13 protein-coding genes and 1 pseudogene are annotated in these 15,108 nt (G+C 71.4%); 3 read left to right on the forward strand and 11 right to left on the reverse strand.

Translation table 11 applies throughout. The features are described from left to right. The 3 genes from NCC78_RS15225 to NCC78_RS15235 all read left to right on the forward strand — a co-directional run. On the forward strand, positions 1-605 hold a 605-nt coding region (locus NCC78_RS15225; RefSeq protein ID WP_250795185.1), incomplete at its 5' end, for an MFS transporter. Between the two features lie 45 nt (positions 606-650). Further along, positions 651-1,010, forward strand: a complete 360-nt coding sequence (locus tag NCC78_RS15230) for a DUF6915 family protein (protein WP_250795186.1) — start codon at positions 651-653, stop codon at positions 1,008-1,010. Further along, complete coding sequence (locus NCC78_RS15235) at positions 1,007-1,489, forward strand: hypothetical protein (RefSeq protein ID WP_250795187.1); 483 nt, start codon at positions 1,007-1,009, stop codon at positions 1,487-1,489. Before NCC78_RS15230 ends, NCC78_RS15235 begins: the two co-directional genes overlap by 4 nt. A 43-nt stretch (positions 1,490-1,532) precedes the next feature. On the opposite strand, the gene NCC78_RS15240 is transcribed toward NCC78_RS15235, so the two are convergent. From NCC78_RS15240 to NCC78_RS15290, 11 genes and pseudogenes are all read right to left on the reverse strand, one after another. Beyond that, positions 1,533-2,618: a polyprenyl synthetase family protein gene (locus NCC78_RS15240; RefSeq protein WP_250795188.1), complete on the reverse strand. Its 1,086-nt coding sequence runs from the start codon at positions 2,616-2,618 to the stop codon at positions 1,533-1,535. 91 nt (positions 2,619-2,709) lie between these two features. Beyond that, entirely contained in the window at positions 2,710-4,263 is a 1,554-nt protein-coding gene (nuoN, locus tag NCC78_RS15245) for an NADH-quinone oxidoreductase subunit NuoN (RefSeq protein ID WP_250795189.1), read from the reverse strand. After that, positions 4,260-5,795, reverse strand: a complete 1,536-nt coding sequence (locus NCC78_RS15250) for an NADH-quinone oxidoreductase subunit M (RefSeq protein WP_250795190.1) — start codon at positions 5,793-5,795, stop codon at positions 4,260-4,262. The genes nuoN and NCC78_RS15250 overlap by 4 nt, the downstream gene beginning before the upstream one ends. Before the next feature lie 64 nt (positions 5,796-5,859). Next, positions 5,860-7,818: an NADH-quinone oxidoreductase subunit L gene (gene nuoL / locus NCC78_RS15255; protein WP_250795191.1), complete on the reverse strand. Its 1,959-nt coding sequence runs from the start codon at positions 7,816-7,818 to the stop codon at positions 5,860-5,862. A gap of 11 nt (positions 7,819-7,829) precedes the next feature. Next, positions 7,830-8,129: an NADH-quinone oxidoreductase subunit NuoK gene (nuoK, locus tag NCC78_RS15260; RefSeq protein ID WP_145774797.1), complete on the reverse strand. Its 300-nt coding sequence runs from the start codon at positions 8,127-8,129 to the stop codon at positions 7,830-7,832. Next, the gene (locus NCC78_RS15265) at positions 8,126-8,896 is read right to left on the reverse strand and encodes an NADH-quinone oxidoreductase subunit J (RefSeq protein ID WP_250795192.1); all 771 of its coding nucleotides are present in this window, start codon (positions 8,894-8,896) and stop codon (positions 8,126-8,128) included. Before NCC78_RS15265 ends, nuoK begins: the two co-directional genes overlap by 4 nt. Then, positions 8,893-9,534 carry an NADH-quinone oxidoreductase subunit NuoI gene (nuoI, locus tag NCC78_RS15270; protein ID WP_250795193.1) on the reverse strand — a complete coding sequence of 214 codons (642 nt, stop codon included), beginning with the start codon at positions 9,532-9,534 and terminating at the stop codon, positions 8,893-8,895. The genes NCC78_RS15265 and nuoI overlap by 4 nt, the downstream gene beginning before the upstream one ends. 1 nt (position 9,535) lies before the next feature. Continuing rightward, the gene (nuoH, locus tag NCC78_RS15275) at positions 9,536-10,879 is read right to left on the reverse strand and encodes an NADH-quinone oxidoreductase subunit NuoH (RefSeq protein ID WP_250795196.1); all 1,344 of its coding nucleotides are present in this window, start codon (positions 10,877-10,879) and stop codon (positions 9,536-9,538) included. Positions 10,880-10,949: 70 nt separating this feature from the next. Beyond that, entirely contained in the window at positions 10,950-13,487 is a 2,538-nt protein-coding gene (locus NCC78_RS15280; RefSeq protein ID WP_250795194.1) for an NADH-quinone oxidoreductase subunit G, read from the reverse strand. Then, positions 13,487-14,803 (reverse strand): NADH-quinone oxidoreductase subunit NuoF, encoded by a 1,317-nt coding sequence (nuoF, locus tag NCC78_RS15285; RefSeq protein WP_250795195.1) that lies wholly within the window; start codon positions 14,801-14,803, stop codon positions 13,487-13,489. The genes NCC78_RS15280 and nuoF overlap by 1 nt, the downstream gene beginning before the upstream one ends. Beyond that, positions 14,800-15,108, reverse strand: a pseudogene (locus NCC78_RS15290) (NADH-quinone oxidoreductase subunit NuoE); the annotation flags it as partial. The pseudogene NCC78_RS15290 and the gene nuoF, both read right to left, overlap by 4 nt.

Raw genomic sequence — 15,108 nt, forward strand, 5'->3', positions numbered from 1 at the left:
CGCGGGAGGCCCGCCCGGCCACCAGGGCCGCCGCCTCCCGCGGTGGACGGGCCACGGCGGCCCTGGTGGTCGTCGGGGTGGCCGCGACCCTCGCCGCGGCCGCCGCGAACGCGCTGGGCACCTTCGTGGTGGACTCCTCCGTCGACCGGGGGCTGGCACCCGGGCTGGCGGGGCTGACCCTGACCCTCGGCAGCGCGGTCTGCGTCGCCGCCCGGATCTCCGTCGGCTGGCTCGCCGACCGGCGGGCCACCGGGCACGTCGCCCTCATCGCCGGCATGCTGGTGGTCGGTGCGGCGGGGCTGGCCCTGCTCGCGGTGGGCGGGCCGGCGCCGCTGGTGCTCGGCGTGGTGCTCGGCTTCGGCCTGGGCTGGGCCTGGCCGGGGCTGATGAACTTCGCGGTGGTCCGGCTGCATCCGCAGGCCCCGGCCGCCGCCACCTCGATCACCCAGACCGGGGTGTACGCCGGGGGCTGCCTCGGCCCGCTGGGCCTCGGCGCGCTCGCCGCCCACGCCGGCTACCCGGCCATGTGGTCCGCCGCCGCCGTGGCGATGCTCCTCGCCGCCGCCCTGATGCTGGCCGGCAGCCGGATGCTCACCCGCCGCTGACCCGCGGACACGATCCTGTCGGTGTCCCCGGCTACCTTGCCGATCATGAATTCCTGGCACCACGCCCAGTCGGCGGCGCGCAAGTGGGGTGGCACGCCCGAGGACTACCTGCCGATCGAGGAGTTCATCGACTCCTCGAAACAGATCATCGGGGACGTCCGATACCGCGCGATGTACCACCACACCGCCGGCATCTACCTCTGCCAGCGCATCTTCGGCGACACGCTGCGGGTCGGGCGAAAGCGCGTGCCGGTGCGGCTGATCGCCGAGCGGCACGTGCTGGAGGACCTCGGCTGGCTGCCCAGCCCCGCCGACTACCTCTCCGGGATGCCGATCCGCCCCTGGATGTCCGGTGCCCAACGCAAGGAACTGCCCCTCTCCACCCTGCTCGGAGGCGACCAGTGAGCCACGTCAGTTTCCTCGGCATCCCCGTCGAGGGCAAGATCACCCGGGGCCACCGGGTCCCGCAACGCCCCTTGGAGGAACTGCGGCCGCTGCTGCGCGCCCTGCTCGACGACGAAGCCGTCACCGAGTTCGGCTGGCGGCAGTACACCCCCTACTTCAACGACGGCGAGCCGTGCGTCTTCGGCGTCCAGGAGGTGTGGGTGCGCACCACCGGCGACGGGCCGGGGGCCGATCCGCACGACCTCCAGGTGGGCGAATACGCGAATCCGCACCCGAGCCTCGGGGGCCGGCGCTGGGCCTCCGCGGGACCGGGCCCGTACCGGGGCGACGACGAGCCCCGCTACCAGCGGGCGTACGCCCTCGCCGAGGCTCTCGAAGCGGGCAGCTTCGACGACGTGCTGGTGGAGACGTTCGGCGACCACGCCGACGTGACCGTCCGCCGCGAGGGGATCCAGGTCCAGTTCTACGAGCACGACTGACGGGCCGACGGTCCGCCCTCCACCGGGCGGGCCGGGTCGGTGGTCAGCTGGTGCGGTCGGCGATGTAGTCGCAGAGCGATTCGAGGGCGCGGCGGGCCGGGCCCTGCGGCAGCGGGCTGAGCCGGTCGCGGGCGTCCTCGGCGTAGCTGCGGACGGTCTCCCGGGCGCGCTTGAGCGCCGGGCTCTCCCGCAGCAGACCGAGCGCCTCGGCGTGCAGGTCGTCGTCGGTCAGCGGGCCGGTGGCCAGGATCTCGCGCAGCCGCACCGAGGCGGCGTCGGCGTCGTCCGAGGCGAGCGCGTAGAGCACCGGCAGGGTCGGCACCCCCTCGCGCAGGTCGGTGCCGGGCGTCTTGCCCGACTGCACCGACTCGGAGGCGATGTCGAGCAGGTCGTCGGAGAGCTGGAACGCCACGCCGATGGTCTCGCCGTAGCCGGCCAGCGCCTCGGTGTGTTCCGGCGTGGCGCCACCGAACATGCCGCCGAACCGGGCCGAGGTGGCGATCAGCGAGCCGGTCTTCTCGGCGATCACGTGCAGGTAGTGCGCCACCGGGTCGTCCCCGGGGCGGGGGCCCACGGTCTCGGCGATCTGGCCGTGCACCAGCCGGGCGAAGGTCCGCGCCTGCAGGCGTACGGCCTCGGTGCCCAGGTCGGCCGCGATGTCCGCGGCCCGGGCGAAGAGGTAGTCGCCGACCAGGATGGCGACGGAGTTGGTCCACCGGGAGTTGGCGCTCGGCGCGCCCCGCCGCACGGCGGCCTCGTCCATCACGTCGTCGTGGTAGAGCGTCGCCAGGTGCGTGAGCTCCATCACCACCGCCGCCGGTACGACCTGCGCGCCGGTCGGGTCACCGAACTGGGCGCCCAGCGCCACCAGCAACGGACGGAAGCGCTTGCCGCCGGCCTCCACAAGGTGCCGCGCGGCCTCGGTGACGAACGGGTCGGCGCTGGACACGCCGGCCCGCAGCTCGGTCTCGACGGCCTCCAGCAGACCCAGCACGGACGCCTCGACGCGGGGATCGGCGAGGTAGAGGCCGAGCGCGCCGAACTGACTCGTGCTCACCCGGCTCCGGCGGCCGCCGGAGCCGGTGGCACCTGAACGCTCGCCAGCCGGATTCACCACGCCATCAACCATGCCACACCCCTTCGACCTGCCCTGGGCGGGGGATACGGAACGGGGGCCGACACGCCGTGGCGTGCCGACCCCCGCAGGCGTGGAGTGTCGGTCATCTGACGAATTCGGCGGCACCCGTCGCGAGGTCGAGCAGGGGCGCCGGGGCGACACCGAGGACCAGGGTGGCGATCACACCGATCGCCAGCGCGGCCGAGGTCAGCGCGCCGGGCACGGCGACGGTGGGGGTCGACTCGCCCGGCTCGGAGAGCCACATCATCACCACGACCCGCAGGTACGGGAAGGCCAGCACCATGCTGGTCAGCACGCCCGCGATCACCAGCCACGCCTGCCCACCGTCGAGCGCCGGGCCGAACACCGCGAACTTGCTGGTGAAGCCGCTGGTCAGCGGGATACCGGCGAAGGCAAGCAGGATGAAGGTGAAGACCCCGGCGTAGAACGGCGAGCGCCGGCCCAGCCCGGCCCAGCGGGACAGGTGGGTGGCCTCGCCGTCGGCGTCGCGCACCAGGGTCACCACGGCGAACGCGGCGAGCACCGAGAAGCCGTACGCGACCAGGTAGAACATGGTCCCGGAGATCCCCTCGGCGTTCGGCGCCAGCACGCCGACCAGCAGGTAGCCGGCGTTGGCGATCGAGGAGTACGCCAGCAGCCGCTTGATGTCGGTCTGGGTGACCGCCAGCACCGCGCCGACCAGCATGGTCAGCACCGCCACCACGCCGAGCACCGGGGTGAAGTCCCAGCGGGCGTCGGCGAAGGCGACGTGGAAGACCCGCAGCAGGGCGCCGAACGCGGCGACCTTCGTGCAGGCGGCCATGAAGCTGGTGACCGGGGTCGGCGCGCCCTGGTAGACGTCCGGCGTCCAGACGTGGAACGGGGCGGCAGCGGCCTTGAACAGCAGGCCGATGGAGAGCATCGCCATGCCGGCGAAGAGCAGCAGCGGGCTGGCCGGGGACTCGGTGACGGCCGCGTTGACGGTGGCGAAGTCGACACCGGCCGACCGGCCCGGGATGCCCGCGGTGAAGCCGTACACCAGGGCCACGCCGAAGAGGAAGAAGGCCGAGGCGTACGCGCCGAGCATGAAGTACTTCAGCGCGGCCTCCTGGCTCAGCAGCCGCCGGCGGCGGGCCAGCGCGCAGAGCAGGTAGAGCGGCAGCGAGAAGACCTCGAGCGCGATGAACATGGTCAGCAGGTCGTTCGCCGCCACGAAGATCAGCATGCCGCCGATCGCGAAGGTGGTCAGCGGGTAGACCTCGGTGGCCCCGTTCTGCCCCTCGGCCTGCCGCCGGTCCTCGGCGGACTCGGCGGTGACCGCCGCCTGGGCGACGAAGTAGCCGCCCCGCTCCACCGAGCGCTCACCGATGAGCAGCAGCGACATCGCGGCGAGGACCAGGATCGCGCCCTGGAGGAAGAGCGCCGGCCCGTCCACCGCGATCGCCCCGCCGATGGTGATCAGCCGGTCGTCGGCGTGGAGCACGACCATGGTCAGCGCGGCGAGCACCGCCAGCAGGGCCAGCGACAGCTGCACCAGGTGCCGGTGCCGCCGCGGCACGAAGGCCTCGACCAGCACGCCGAGCAGCGCCGCGCCCAGCATGATCAGGGTCGGCGCGAGCGCCGCGTAGTCGATCGAGGGGAGTTGCAGCTCGCTCACTTTGCCGCCTCCTGGACGGTGCCGCCCGAGGTCGGGGCGGGGTCGGTGCTGCCGATGTCCTGCATGGTCGCCTGCACGGCCGGGTTGATCACGTCGGTGACCGGCTTCGGGTAGAAGCCGAGCAGCACGATCAGCGCGATCAGCGGGGCGACCACCACCTTCTCGCGCAGGGTGAGGTCGCGCCGCATGCCCTCGACCTCGCTGAGCGCCGGGTTCAGCGTGCCCTGCGTGGTGCGCTGCACCATCCAGAGCACGTACGCCGCCGCCAGGATGATGCCGAGCGTGGCGATGATCGCCACCGGCTTGTTCACCGTGAACGTGCCGATCAGCACCAGGAACTCGGAGATGAACGGCGCGGTGCCGGGCAGCGCCAGCGAGGCCAGACCGGCGAAGAAGAGCACCCCGGCCAGGACCGGCACCAGCTTGCCGGCGCCGCCGAAGTCGCTGATCAGCGCCGAGCCCCGGCGGGCGATCAGCATGCCCACCACCAGGAAGAGCAGGCCGGTGGCGAGCCCGTGGTTGAGCATGTAGAGCACCGCACCGGTGCCCGCCTGGGTGGTGAAGGCGAAGATGCCGACCCCGATGAAGCCGAAGTGCGCGATCGAGGTGTAGGACACCAGCCGCTTTAGGTCGTTCTGGCCGACGGCCAGCAGCGCGGCGTAGATGATGCCGATCAGCCCCAGCGCCAGCGCCCACGGCGCGAACCACCTGGCCGCGTCGGGGAAGAGCGGCAGGCAGTAGCGCAGGATGCCGAACGTGCCGACCTTGTCGAGCACGCCGACGAGCAGCGCCGCCGCGCCGGCCGGGGCCGCGCCGCCGGCGTCCGGCAGCCAGGTGTGGAACGGGAAGAACGGCGCCTTGATCGCGAACGCGATGAAGAAGCCGAGGAAGAGCCAGCGCTCGGTGCCGGTGGTGATGTCCACCTGGGAGAGTGCCTGCCAGTCGAAGGTCTTCCCGCCGACCACCCAGAGGCCGATCACGGCGGCCAGCATGAACAGGCCGCCGACGAGCGAGTAGAGGAAGAACTTCACCGCCGCGTACTGCCGCTGGTGGCCGCCGTAGCTGCCGATCAGGAAGTACATCGGCACCAGCATGACCTCGAAGAACACGTAGAACAGGAAGACGTCGGCGGCGGCGAAGACGCCGATCATCGTGCACTCGAGGACGAGCAGCAGGGCGAAGTAGACCGGCACCGACCGCTTCGACGCCTCGGCGTCGTGCCAGGACGCCAGGATCACCAGCGGCACCAGGACCGCGATCAGCATGAGCATGACCAGCGCGATGCCGTCGGCGGCGAAGGTGAAGTTGACGCCCCAGTTCGGGATCCACGGGTAGGACTCGCGGAACTGGAAGCGGTCCCCACCCGCCTGGAAGGTGACCCACATGACCACCGACAGCACCAGCACCAGCAGCGACCAGCCGAGCGCCACCTGCTTGGCCAGCTCGGGCCGGCTGCGCGGCAGGAAGGCCACCACCAGGGCACCGACCAGCGGCGCCACGGTGAGCACCGAGAGGAACGGGAAGTCGGACATTATGCGGCCTTACCTCCGTCGTCACTGCGCGGTCCGCCGACGACGGCCGCCTGGAAGAGGTCGATCACGCCAGCCACCCCGCCTCGACGGCCAGGAACGCCGCCAGCACCAGCAGCGCGCCGGTCAGGATGGAGGTGGCGTACGACCGGACGAAGCCGGTCTGGAGCCGCCGGAGCCGGCCCGAGCCACCGCCGATCCCCGCGGCCAGGCCGTTGACCAGCCCGTCGACGCCCCGGTTGTCGAGGTAGACCAGCGCCCGGGTGAGGAAGATTCCCGGCTTCTCGAAGACCGCCTCGTTGATCGCGTCGGTGTAGAGGTTGCGGCGGGCGGCGGTGACCAGCACCCCGGCCGGCTGCGGCGCGGTGGCCGTGCCGCCCCGGAACAGGAACCAGGCCAGCCCGGCGCCGAGCACGGTGACCAGCAGCGACAGCACGGTGAGCAGCCAGTGCGGGAGGACCGACGCGTGCCCCGCCTCCTCGACGTCCAGGCCGGCGGTGGCGGTCAGCCAGTCCGGGACCGAGGTGGCGAGCAGGAAGCCAGCCCCGACCGAGCCCACCGCCAGCAGGATCAGCGGGATGGTCATCAGCCTCGGCGACTCGTGCGGGTGCTCGATCTCCTCGGTCCAGCGCTTCGGGCCGTGGAAGGTGAGCACGAAGAGCCGGGTCATGTAGAACGCGGTCAGCCCGGCGCCGAGCAACGCGGCGGTGCCGAAGAGCCAGGCCGTCCAGTCGTCCCGCTCGAACGCGGCCACGATGATCGGCTCCTTCGAGAAGAAGCCGGAGAAGGGGAACATGCCGATGATGGCGAGCCAGCCCATCATGAACGTGATCCAGGTGATCTTCATGTGCTTCGACAGGCCGCCGAAGCGGCGGATGTCGACCTGGTCGTTCATCCCGTGCATGACCGAGCCGGCGCCGAGGAACATGTTGGCCTTGAAGAAGCCGTGCGCCAGCAGGTGCACGATGGCCAGCGCGTACGCCGCGCCGCCGAGGCCGACGCCGAGGAACATGTAGCCGATCTGGCTCACCGTCGACCAGGCGAGCACCCGCTTGATGTCGTCCTTGGCCGCGCCGATGACGCAGCCGATCAGCAGGGTCAGCGCGCCGACGCTCACCACCACGAGCTGGAGGGTGGAGTTGGCCGAGAAGATCGGGTTGGAGCGGGCGATCAGGTAGACCCCGGCGGTGACCATGGTGGCGGCGTGGATGAGCGCCGACACCGGGGTCGGGCCCTCCATCGCGTCGGGCAGCCACGCCTGGAGCGGGAACTGGCCGGACTTGCCGGTCGCGCCGAGCAGCAGCAGCAGGCCGAGCACCAGCACCGTGGTCGCGGTCAGCGACCCCACGCCGTTGAAGACCTCGTCGTACTGGGTGGTGCCGAGGGTGGCGAACATGATGAAGATGCCGATCGCCAGGCCGGCGTCGCCGACCCGGTTCATCAGGAACGCCTTCTTGCCGGCGGTGGCGGCGCTGGGCCGCTCGTACCAGAAGGAGATCAGCAGGTACGACGCCAGACCGACGCCCTCCCAGCCGAAGTAGAGCATCACGTAGTTGTTGCCGAGCACCAGCAGGAGCATGGCGGCGACGAACAGGTTGAAGTACGCGAAGAACCGCCGGCGTCCCGCGTCGTGCGCCATGTACTCGACCGCGTACAGGTGGATCAGGAAGCCCACCCCGGTGATCAGCAGCACGAAGACGGCGGCCAGCGGGTCGAAGAGCAGACCGAAGTCCACCCGCAGGTCACCGACGGTGATGAAGTCCCAGAGGCTCAGCTCCACGGACTTGTTCTCCAGGCCCCGCAGCCCGAGGAAGTAGGTCAGGCCGAGCACGAACGCGGCGCCGATGGCGGCCACCCCGAGCCAGTGCCCCCAGCGGTCGGCCCGCCGGCCGAGCAGCAGCAGGATCGCCGCGCTGACCAGCGGGATCGCCACCAGCAGCCAGACGCTGCCCAGCAGCCCGTCCGCCGCCGCGTAGGCGACGGCTCCCGCCGGCTCCGCCGGGGCGTTCGTCAGAATCTCTTCCACCGGTGGGCCCCTCAGTACTTCAGCAGGTTGGCGTCGTCGACGCTCGCGGAGCGTCGGGTCCGGAAGATCGACATGATGATCGCGAGTCCGACCACGACCTCGGCCGCCGCCACCACCATCACGAAGAACGCCATGATCTGGCCGTTGAGGTCACCGTTGATCCGGCTGAAGGTGACCAGGGTCAGGTTGGCCGCGTTGAGCATCAGCTCGACGCACATGAACAGCACGATGGCGTTGCGCCGGATGAGCACCCCGACCGCGCCGATGGTGAAGAGCACCGCGGCCAGCACCAGGTAGTAGTCCGGCGTCACTTGTCCGTCCCCTTCAGCGAGGTCTCCCGGTCGGTCATCTCACGCACCGGCAGGATCTCCGGGGTGCTCCGCTCGGTCAGCCGGCCGTCGGGCAGGCGGGCCGGGGTGGCCACCGAGGAGGAGGTGGCGAAGACACCCGGGCCGGGCTTCGGGCCGGGGTAGTTGCCCGGGGCGAAGCGGGACCGCATCGTGGCGATCTGGTCCATCTTGTCCTCCTTGCGCCGCTCGACGTGCGCCAGCACCATCGCGCCGACCGCGGCGGTGATGAGCAGCGCCGAGGTCAGCTCGAAGGCGAAGACGTACTTCGTGAAGAGCAGCCGGGCGATGCCCTGCACGTTCCCCTCGGCGTTGGCCTGCTCCAGGCCGACCGCCGTGGTGTCGCCCAGCGCGCGGTACAGGCCGCCGCCGACCAGACCGGCGAAGCCGAGCCCGAGCACCACCGCGGCGGTTCGCTGGCCGCGCAGCGTCTCGATCAGCGAATCCGACGCGTCCCGGCCGACCAGCATCAGCACGAAGAGGAACAGCATCATGATCGCGCCGGTGTAGACGATGATCTGCACCATGCCGATGAACGGCCCGGCCTGGAGCACGTAGAACACGCCCAGGCAGAGCATGGTCAGCACCAGCCAGAGCGCCGAGTGCACGGCGTTGCGCGCCGCGACCATACCGATCGCGCCGATCAGCGCCAGCGGGGCGAGGATCCAGAAGGTGACCTGCTCCCCGCCGGAGACTCCGCCCGCGGCGGCGAGCACGGTCTGCGTGGTCATTTCCCGTCCCCCTTGCCGGCCGCGGCCCGCTGGGCGTGCTGCTCGGCGCCGGGGAAGGTCACACCGGGGTGCTCCTCCACCTGGTACCGGCCCGGGTTGTTGGCTGCCTGCTCCGCGCCGGCCGACGTCCCGGGGTTGGTCAGCGCGCCGACGTAGTAGTCCTTCTCGCTGTCGCCCAGCCGCATCGGGTGCGGCGGCTGCTCCATGCCCTCGAGCAGCGGCGCGAGCAGCTGCTCCTTGGTGAAGATCAGATCCTGCCGGTTGTCCCGGGCCAGCTCGTACTCGTTGCTCATGGTGAGCGAACGGGTCGGGCAGGCCTCGATGCAGAGGCCGCAGAAGATGCAGCGGGCGTAGTTGATCTGGTAGACGCTGGCGTACCGCTCACCCGGGGAGAAGCGCTGCTCGTCGGTGTTGTCGCCGCCCTCGACGTAGATCGCGTCCGCCGGGCAGGCCCAGGCGCACAGCTCGCAGCCGATGCACTTCTCCAGCCCGTCCGGGTGCCGGTTGAGGATGTGCCGCCCGTGGTAGCGCGGCGCCGAGACCGGCGGCTTGAACGGGTAGTCGGTGGTGACGACCTTCCTGAACATGTGCGAGAAGGTGACCCCGAAGCCCTTGAACGTTCCGGTGATCGCGCCCACGTCACACCTCCCCATCCGAGCCGGCGGCGATGTTGGCCGGCTCCCGCTCGGCGACCACGCGCCTGGTGCGCGGGCTCGGTGGTACCTGCAGATCCATCGGAGGCAGCGGGAAGCTGCCGTACGGCCGGTTGTTGGCCTGCTCCTGGAGCGTCGGCTTCGGCTCCGGCTTCCGGGTCGGCCAGAAGAGCGTGGCGATCAGCAGGATGCCGGCCGGGATGCCGACGGCGATCCCCTTGCCCTGGGCGTCCCAGTCCTCGATCGAGCGCAGGCCCGACAGCACCAGGATCCAGACCAGGTTGATCGGGAGCAGCACCTTCCAGCCGAAGCGCATGAACTGGTCGTAGCGCAGCCGGGGCAGCGTGCCCCGCAGCCAGACGAAGACGAAGACCAGCGCGACCACCTTGGCGAAGAACCAGAGCATCGGCCACCAACCGGAGTTGGCGCCGGCCCAGAAGGTGGTGATCGGCGCGGGCGCCCGCCAGCCGCCCAGGAAGAGCGTCGTGGTGACCGCGGACATGGTCACCATGGAGACGTACTCGCTGAGCATGAAGAGGGCGAACTTCAGCGAGCTGTATTCCGTCATGAAGCCCGCGACCAGCTCCGACTCCGCCTCGGGCAGGTCGAACGGGGCCCGGTTGGTCTCACCGACGGTGGAGATGAAGAAGATGATGAAGCTCGGCAGCAGCAGGATCGCGTACCAGCCGGGGGCCGGGAGGTCGAACCCGCCGATGCTGAGCTCGGTGCCCTTCGCCTGGGCGGCGACGATTCCGCTGGTGGACATCGTGCCGGCGGTCATGAACACCGCCACGATGCTCAGCCCCATGGCGACCTCGTACGAGATCATCTGGGCGCTGGAGCGGAGGCCGCCGAGCAGCGGGTAGGTCGAGCCGGAGGCCCAGCCGCCGAGCACGATGCCGTAGATGCCCATCGAGGAGCAGGCCAGCAGCACCAGCACCGCCACCGGCACGTCGGTGACCTGCAGCGGCGTCCAGTGGCCGGCGATGCTCACCATCGGGCCGAACGGCACCACCGACAGCGCGGTGACCGCGCAGATCACCGAGATGGTCGGGGCGAAGAAGTAGACGACCTTGTCCGCCGCCCGGGGGAGGATGTCCTCCTTGAAGGCCATCTTCAGACCGTCGGCGAGGGTCTGCAGCAGGCCGAACGGGCCGACCTGGTTGGGGCCGGGCCGCACCTGCATGTAGCCCACCACGCGCCGCTCGAACCAGACGCCGAGCAGGGTGGCGAGCAGGCCGAAGGCGAAGGCAAAGACGATCTTGCCGAGGACCAGCCACCACGGGTCCCGGCCGAAGTCCGCCAGCGTCGGATCCTGCGCGAGGTACATCGCGCTCACTGGACGCCCCTTTCGTTCGCGACTGCGGGGCTCACTCGCTGCGCTCGCTGGCGCTTCGCGCTCACCGAACACCCCCGGCATTGTTGAGGAGCGGACCCGGCCGACCGGCCGCGTCGGCGGCGACCGCGTCGGTCGCCGCGGGAGCGGAGATCCGTACGACCGTGCCGGACGTCGCGCCGAGGCTGCGCCGCACGGTCGAACCGGGTGAGTTGGTCGGCAGCCAGACGACACCGTCCGGCATTTCGGTGATCTCCGCCGGCAGGGTCAGCGCCCCCCGGTCGGTGCCCACCGTCACCGGGTCTCCGTCGGCGACGCCGAGCGCCTCCGCGGTGCCCTTGCCCAGCCGGACCACCGGCGGACGGGCCGTGCCGGCGAGGTGCTCGTCGCCGTCGGTGAGGCTGCCCAGGTCGATCAGCTGGTGCCAGGTGGCCAGCACCGCCTCGCCCGCCCGCGGGTGCGGCACGGTGGCCGGCTCCACCGACGGGGCGGCGGGACGGTCGGTGCGGGTGCGCGGCAGCGCGCCGAGCTCCCGCCGGACACTCAGCACGTCACCGGTGCCGAGCCGCACGTCGAGCTGCGCGGCGAGGGCGTCCAGCACCCGGCCGTCGGTCATCGCGGCGGTCCGCAGCACCACCTCGAAGGTGCGCAGCCGGCCCTCCCAGTCCAGGAAGCTGCCGGCCTTCTCGGCCACGGGGGCGACCGGGAAGACCACGTCCGCCCGGCGGGCCACCGCGCTGAGCCGCTGCTCCAGGCTGACCAGGAACGGCACCGCGTCCAGGGCCGTCTCGGCCAGTCGCGGGTCGGCCAGGTCGGCCGGGTCGACCCCGGCCACCACCAGCGCGCCGAGCTGGCCGTTGGCGGCGGCGGCGAGGATGCCGTCGGTGTCCCGGCCGGCCTGGCTCGGGATCACGCCGGCCGCGATGTCCCAGGCCTCACCGAGCTCGGCCCGGGCGGCCGGCTCGGTCACCAGACGTCCGCCCGGCAGCAGGTTGGGCAGGCAGCCCGTGTCGACCGCGCCGCGGTCGCCCGCGCGCCGCGGCACCCAGGCCAGCTTCGCACCGGTGCGGCGGGCGACGGCGGCCGCGGCGGAGAGGCCACCGGGGACGCTCGCCAGCCGCTCGCCGACGATCAGGATCGCGCCCTGGGCGCCGAGCGCCTCGGCGACCGTGTCGTGCTCGGCGAGGACCGTCGCCTCCTCGCCCGGCACCACCCGGGCCAGCTTGGCGCCGAGCTTCTCCAGGCCGCGGGTGGCGAACGGCGCGAGCGCGTACACCGTCAGCTTCTTCTTCAGGTACGCCTTGCGCAGCCGCAGGAAGAGGATCGGGCACTCCTCCTCCGGCTCCAGGCCGACCAGCACCACGGCCGACGCGTTCTCCACGTCGGCGTAGGTCACGTCGGTGACGCCGGCGACGGAGCTGGCCAGGAAGTCGGCCTCCTCGCGGGAGACCGGCCGGGCCCGGAAGTCGATGTCGTTGGTGTTCAGCGCGACCCGGGCGAACTTCCCGTACGCGTAGGCGTCCTCGACGGTCAGCCGGCCGCCGGTGAGCACCGCCGTGCCCTGCCCGCCGTCGCGGGCCGCGCGCAGCCCCTCGGCGGCGACGGTGAGCGCCTCGCTCCAGGACGCCTCGCGCAGCTCACCGGTCTTCTCATCGCGCACCAGCGGGGTGGTGAGCCGGTCGAAGGCACGGGTGTACTGGAAACCCCACCGACCCTTGTCGCAGTTCCACTCCTCGTTCACCGCCGGGTCGTCGCCGGCCAGCCGGCGCAGCACCTTGCCGCGCCGCCAGTCGGTGCGCTGGGCGCAGCCGGCCGAGCAGTGCTCGCAGACGCTCGGGGTGGAGACCAGGTCGAACGGGCGGGCCCGGAACCGGTACTGCGCGCCGGTCAGCGCCCCCACCGGACAGATCTGCACCGTGTTGCCGGAGAAGTACGAGTTGAACGGCACATCGCCGGAGTCGGCCGGAGCGTCAGCGGAGGCCGAGCCGGCGCTGCCCCCGTCCGCTGCTGTGCCGTAATCCTCGTCCCGGTAGATGTTGATCTCCTCGGCGGACGACCGGCCCATCAGGTCGATGAACTTGTCGCCGGCGATCTCCTCCGAGAACCGGGTGCAGCGCTGGCAGAGCACGCACCGCTCGCGGTCGAGCAGCACCTGGGTGCTGATCGGCAGCGGCTTCGGGTACTCCCGCTTGTGCTCGTGGAACCGGGAGTCCGACCGGCCGGTGGACATCGCCTGGTTCTGCAGCGGGCACTCGCCGCCCTTGTCACACATCGGGCAGTCGAGCGGGTGGTTGAGCAGCAGCAGCTCCATGACCCCCTCCTGCGCCTTCTTGGCGACGCCAGAGGTGAGCTGGGTACGCACCACCATGCCGTCGGCGACGGTCTGGGTGCAGGAGGCCACCGGCTTGCGCTGCCCCTCGACCTCGACCAGGCACTGCCGGCACGCGCCGGCCGGGGCCAGCAGCGGGTGGTCGCAGAACCGGGGGATCTCGGTGCCCAACTGCTCGGCGACCCGGATCAGCAGCGCCCCCTTGGGGGCGGTGACCTCGACGCCGTCGATGGTGAGCGTGACGGTTTCCGGGGCCTTGACGACATCAGTCATTAGTGGGCTCCCACCAACTGCTTGTCCGACAGCTTCGGAGCGGTACGTCCCTCGATGTAGTCGAGGTAGTCCTGCTTGAAGTACTTCAGCGACGAGGTCACCGAGCTGGTCGCACCGTCACCCAGACCGCAGAACGAGCGGCCGAGGATGTTGTCGCAGGTGTCGAGCAGGGTGTCCAGGTCCTCGTGGGTGCCCTGGCCGGCGAGGATCCGCCGGTAGACCCGGACCATCCAGTAGTTGCCCTCCCGGCACGGGGTGCACTTGCCGCACGACTCGTGGTGGTAGAACTCCAGCCACCGGTAGGTCGCGTAGACCGGGCAGTCCTGGTCGGAGAAGATCTGGGTGGCCGTGGTGCCGAGGATCGAGCCGGCCGCCGCCACCCCCTCGAAGTCCAGCGGCACGTCCAGGTGCTCGGCGGTGAGCAGCGGCGTCGAGGAGCCACCCGGCGTCCAGAACCGCAGCTGGTGACCCGGCTGCATGCCGCCGGCCAGTTCCAGCAGCTCGCGCAGGGTGATGCCCATCGAGCACTCGTACTGGCCGGGGTTGGCGATCCGGCCGGAGAGCGAGTAGATCATCGGCCCGGAGGACTTCTCCGTGCCCATGGTCTTCCACCAGTCCGCCCCGCCCAGCACGATGTACGGCACGCTGGCGATGGTGCCGACGTTGTTGACCACCGTCGGGCTGGCGTACAGGCCGTGGGTCGCCGGGAACGGCGGACGCAGCCGCGGCTGGCCCCGGAAGCCCTCCAGCGAGTCCAGCAGCGCGGTCTCCTCACCGCAGATGTACGCCCCGGCGCCCGAGTGCACCACCAGCTCCAGGTCGAACCCGGAGCCCATGATGTTCTTCCCGAGGTAGCCCCTGGCGTACGCCTCCCGCACCGCGTTGCGCAGCCGCCGCGCGGCGTGCACCGCCTCGCCGCGGATGTAGATGTAGGCGCGGTTGGCGCGGATCGCGTACGACCCGATGATCACGCCCTCGACCAGCGAGTGCGGGTCGTGCGTCATCAGCGGCAGGTCCTTGCAGGTGCCCGGCTCGCCCTCGTCCGCGTTGACCACCATGTAGTGCGGCTTGCCGTCACCCTGCGGGATGAAGCCCCACTTCAGACCGGTCGGGAAGCCCGCGCCGCCGCGACCGCGCAGGCCGGAGTCCTTGATCAGCTGGATCAGGTCGTCCGGGTGCGCCCGGAGCGCCTTGCGCAGCGCCGCGTAACCGTCGAGCTTCTCGTAGGTGCCGATCCGCCAGGCGTCCGGCGACAGCCAGCGCTTGGTCAGCACCGGCGTCAGCTTGGCCAGCGTCTCCGGCCGAGGCGTGGTCACTTCTGGGCCCCCCTGTCGTTCGCGGCCGTGGAGCCCGCGCCGGCCCCCGCTTCCGCTTCCCTGAGGTTGCGCTCCTGCGCCGCGGCCTCGTCGCCGGCGGGCTTGCCGTCACCGGCGGGGGCGTTCTCGGCGGCGCCGGCGGCCTCGGCCTCCTGCGCGTCGCGGGGCGCCGGCGGCATGCTGTCCGTCGGGACCTTGGTGCCGGGCGCGTCCGGCACGGCGGTCCGCGCGTCGGGCTGCCGGGTCTCGGCGGCCCGCACCTCGGGCGATTTGTCGTCCGGCGCCTTGACGTCGCGGGTGGTACT

It is taken from the genome of Micromonospora phytophila (assembly GCF_023656545.1).
In the GTDB taxonomy this organism is placed as follows: Bacteria; Actinomycetota; Actinomycetes; order Mycobacteriales; family Micromonosporaceae; genus Micromonospora; species Micromonospora phytophila.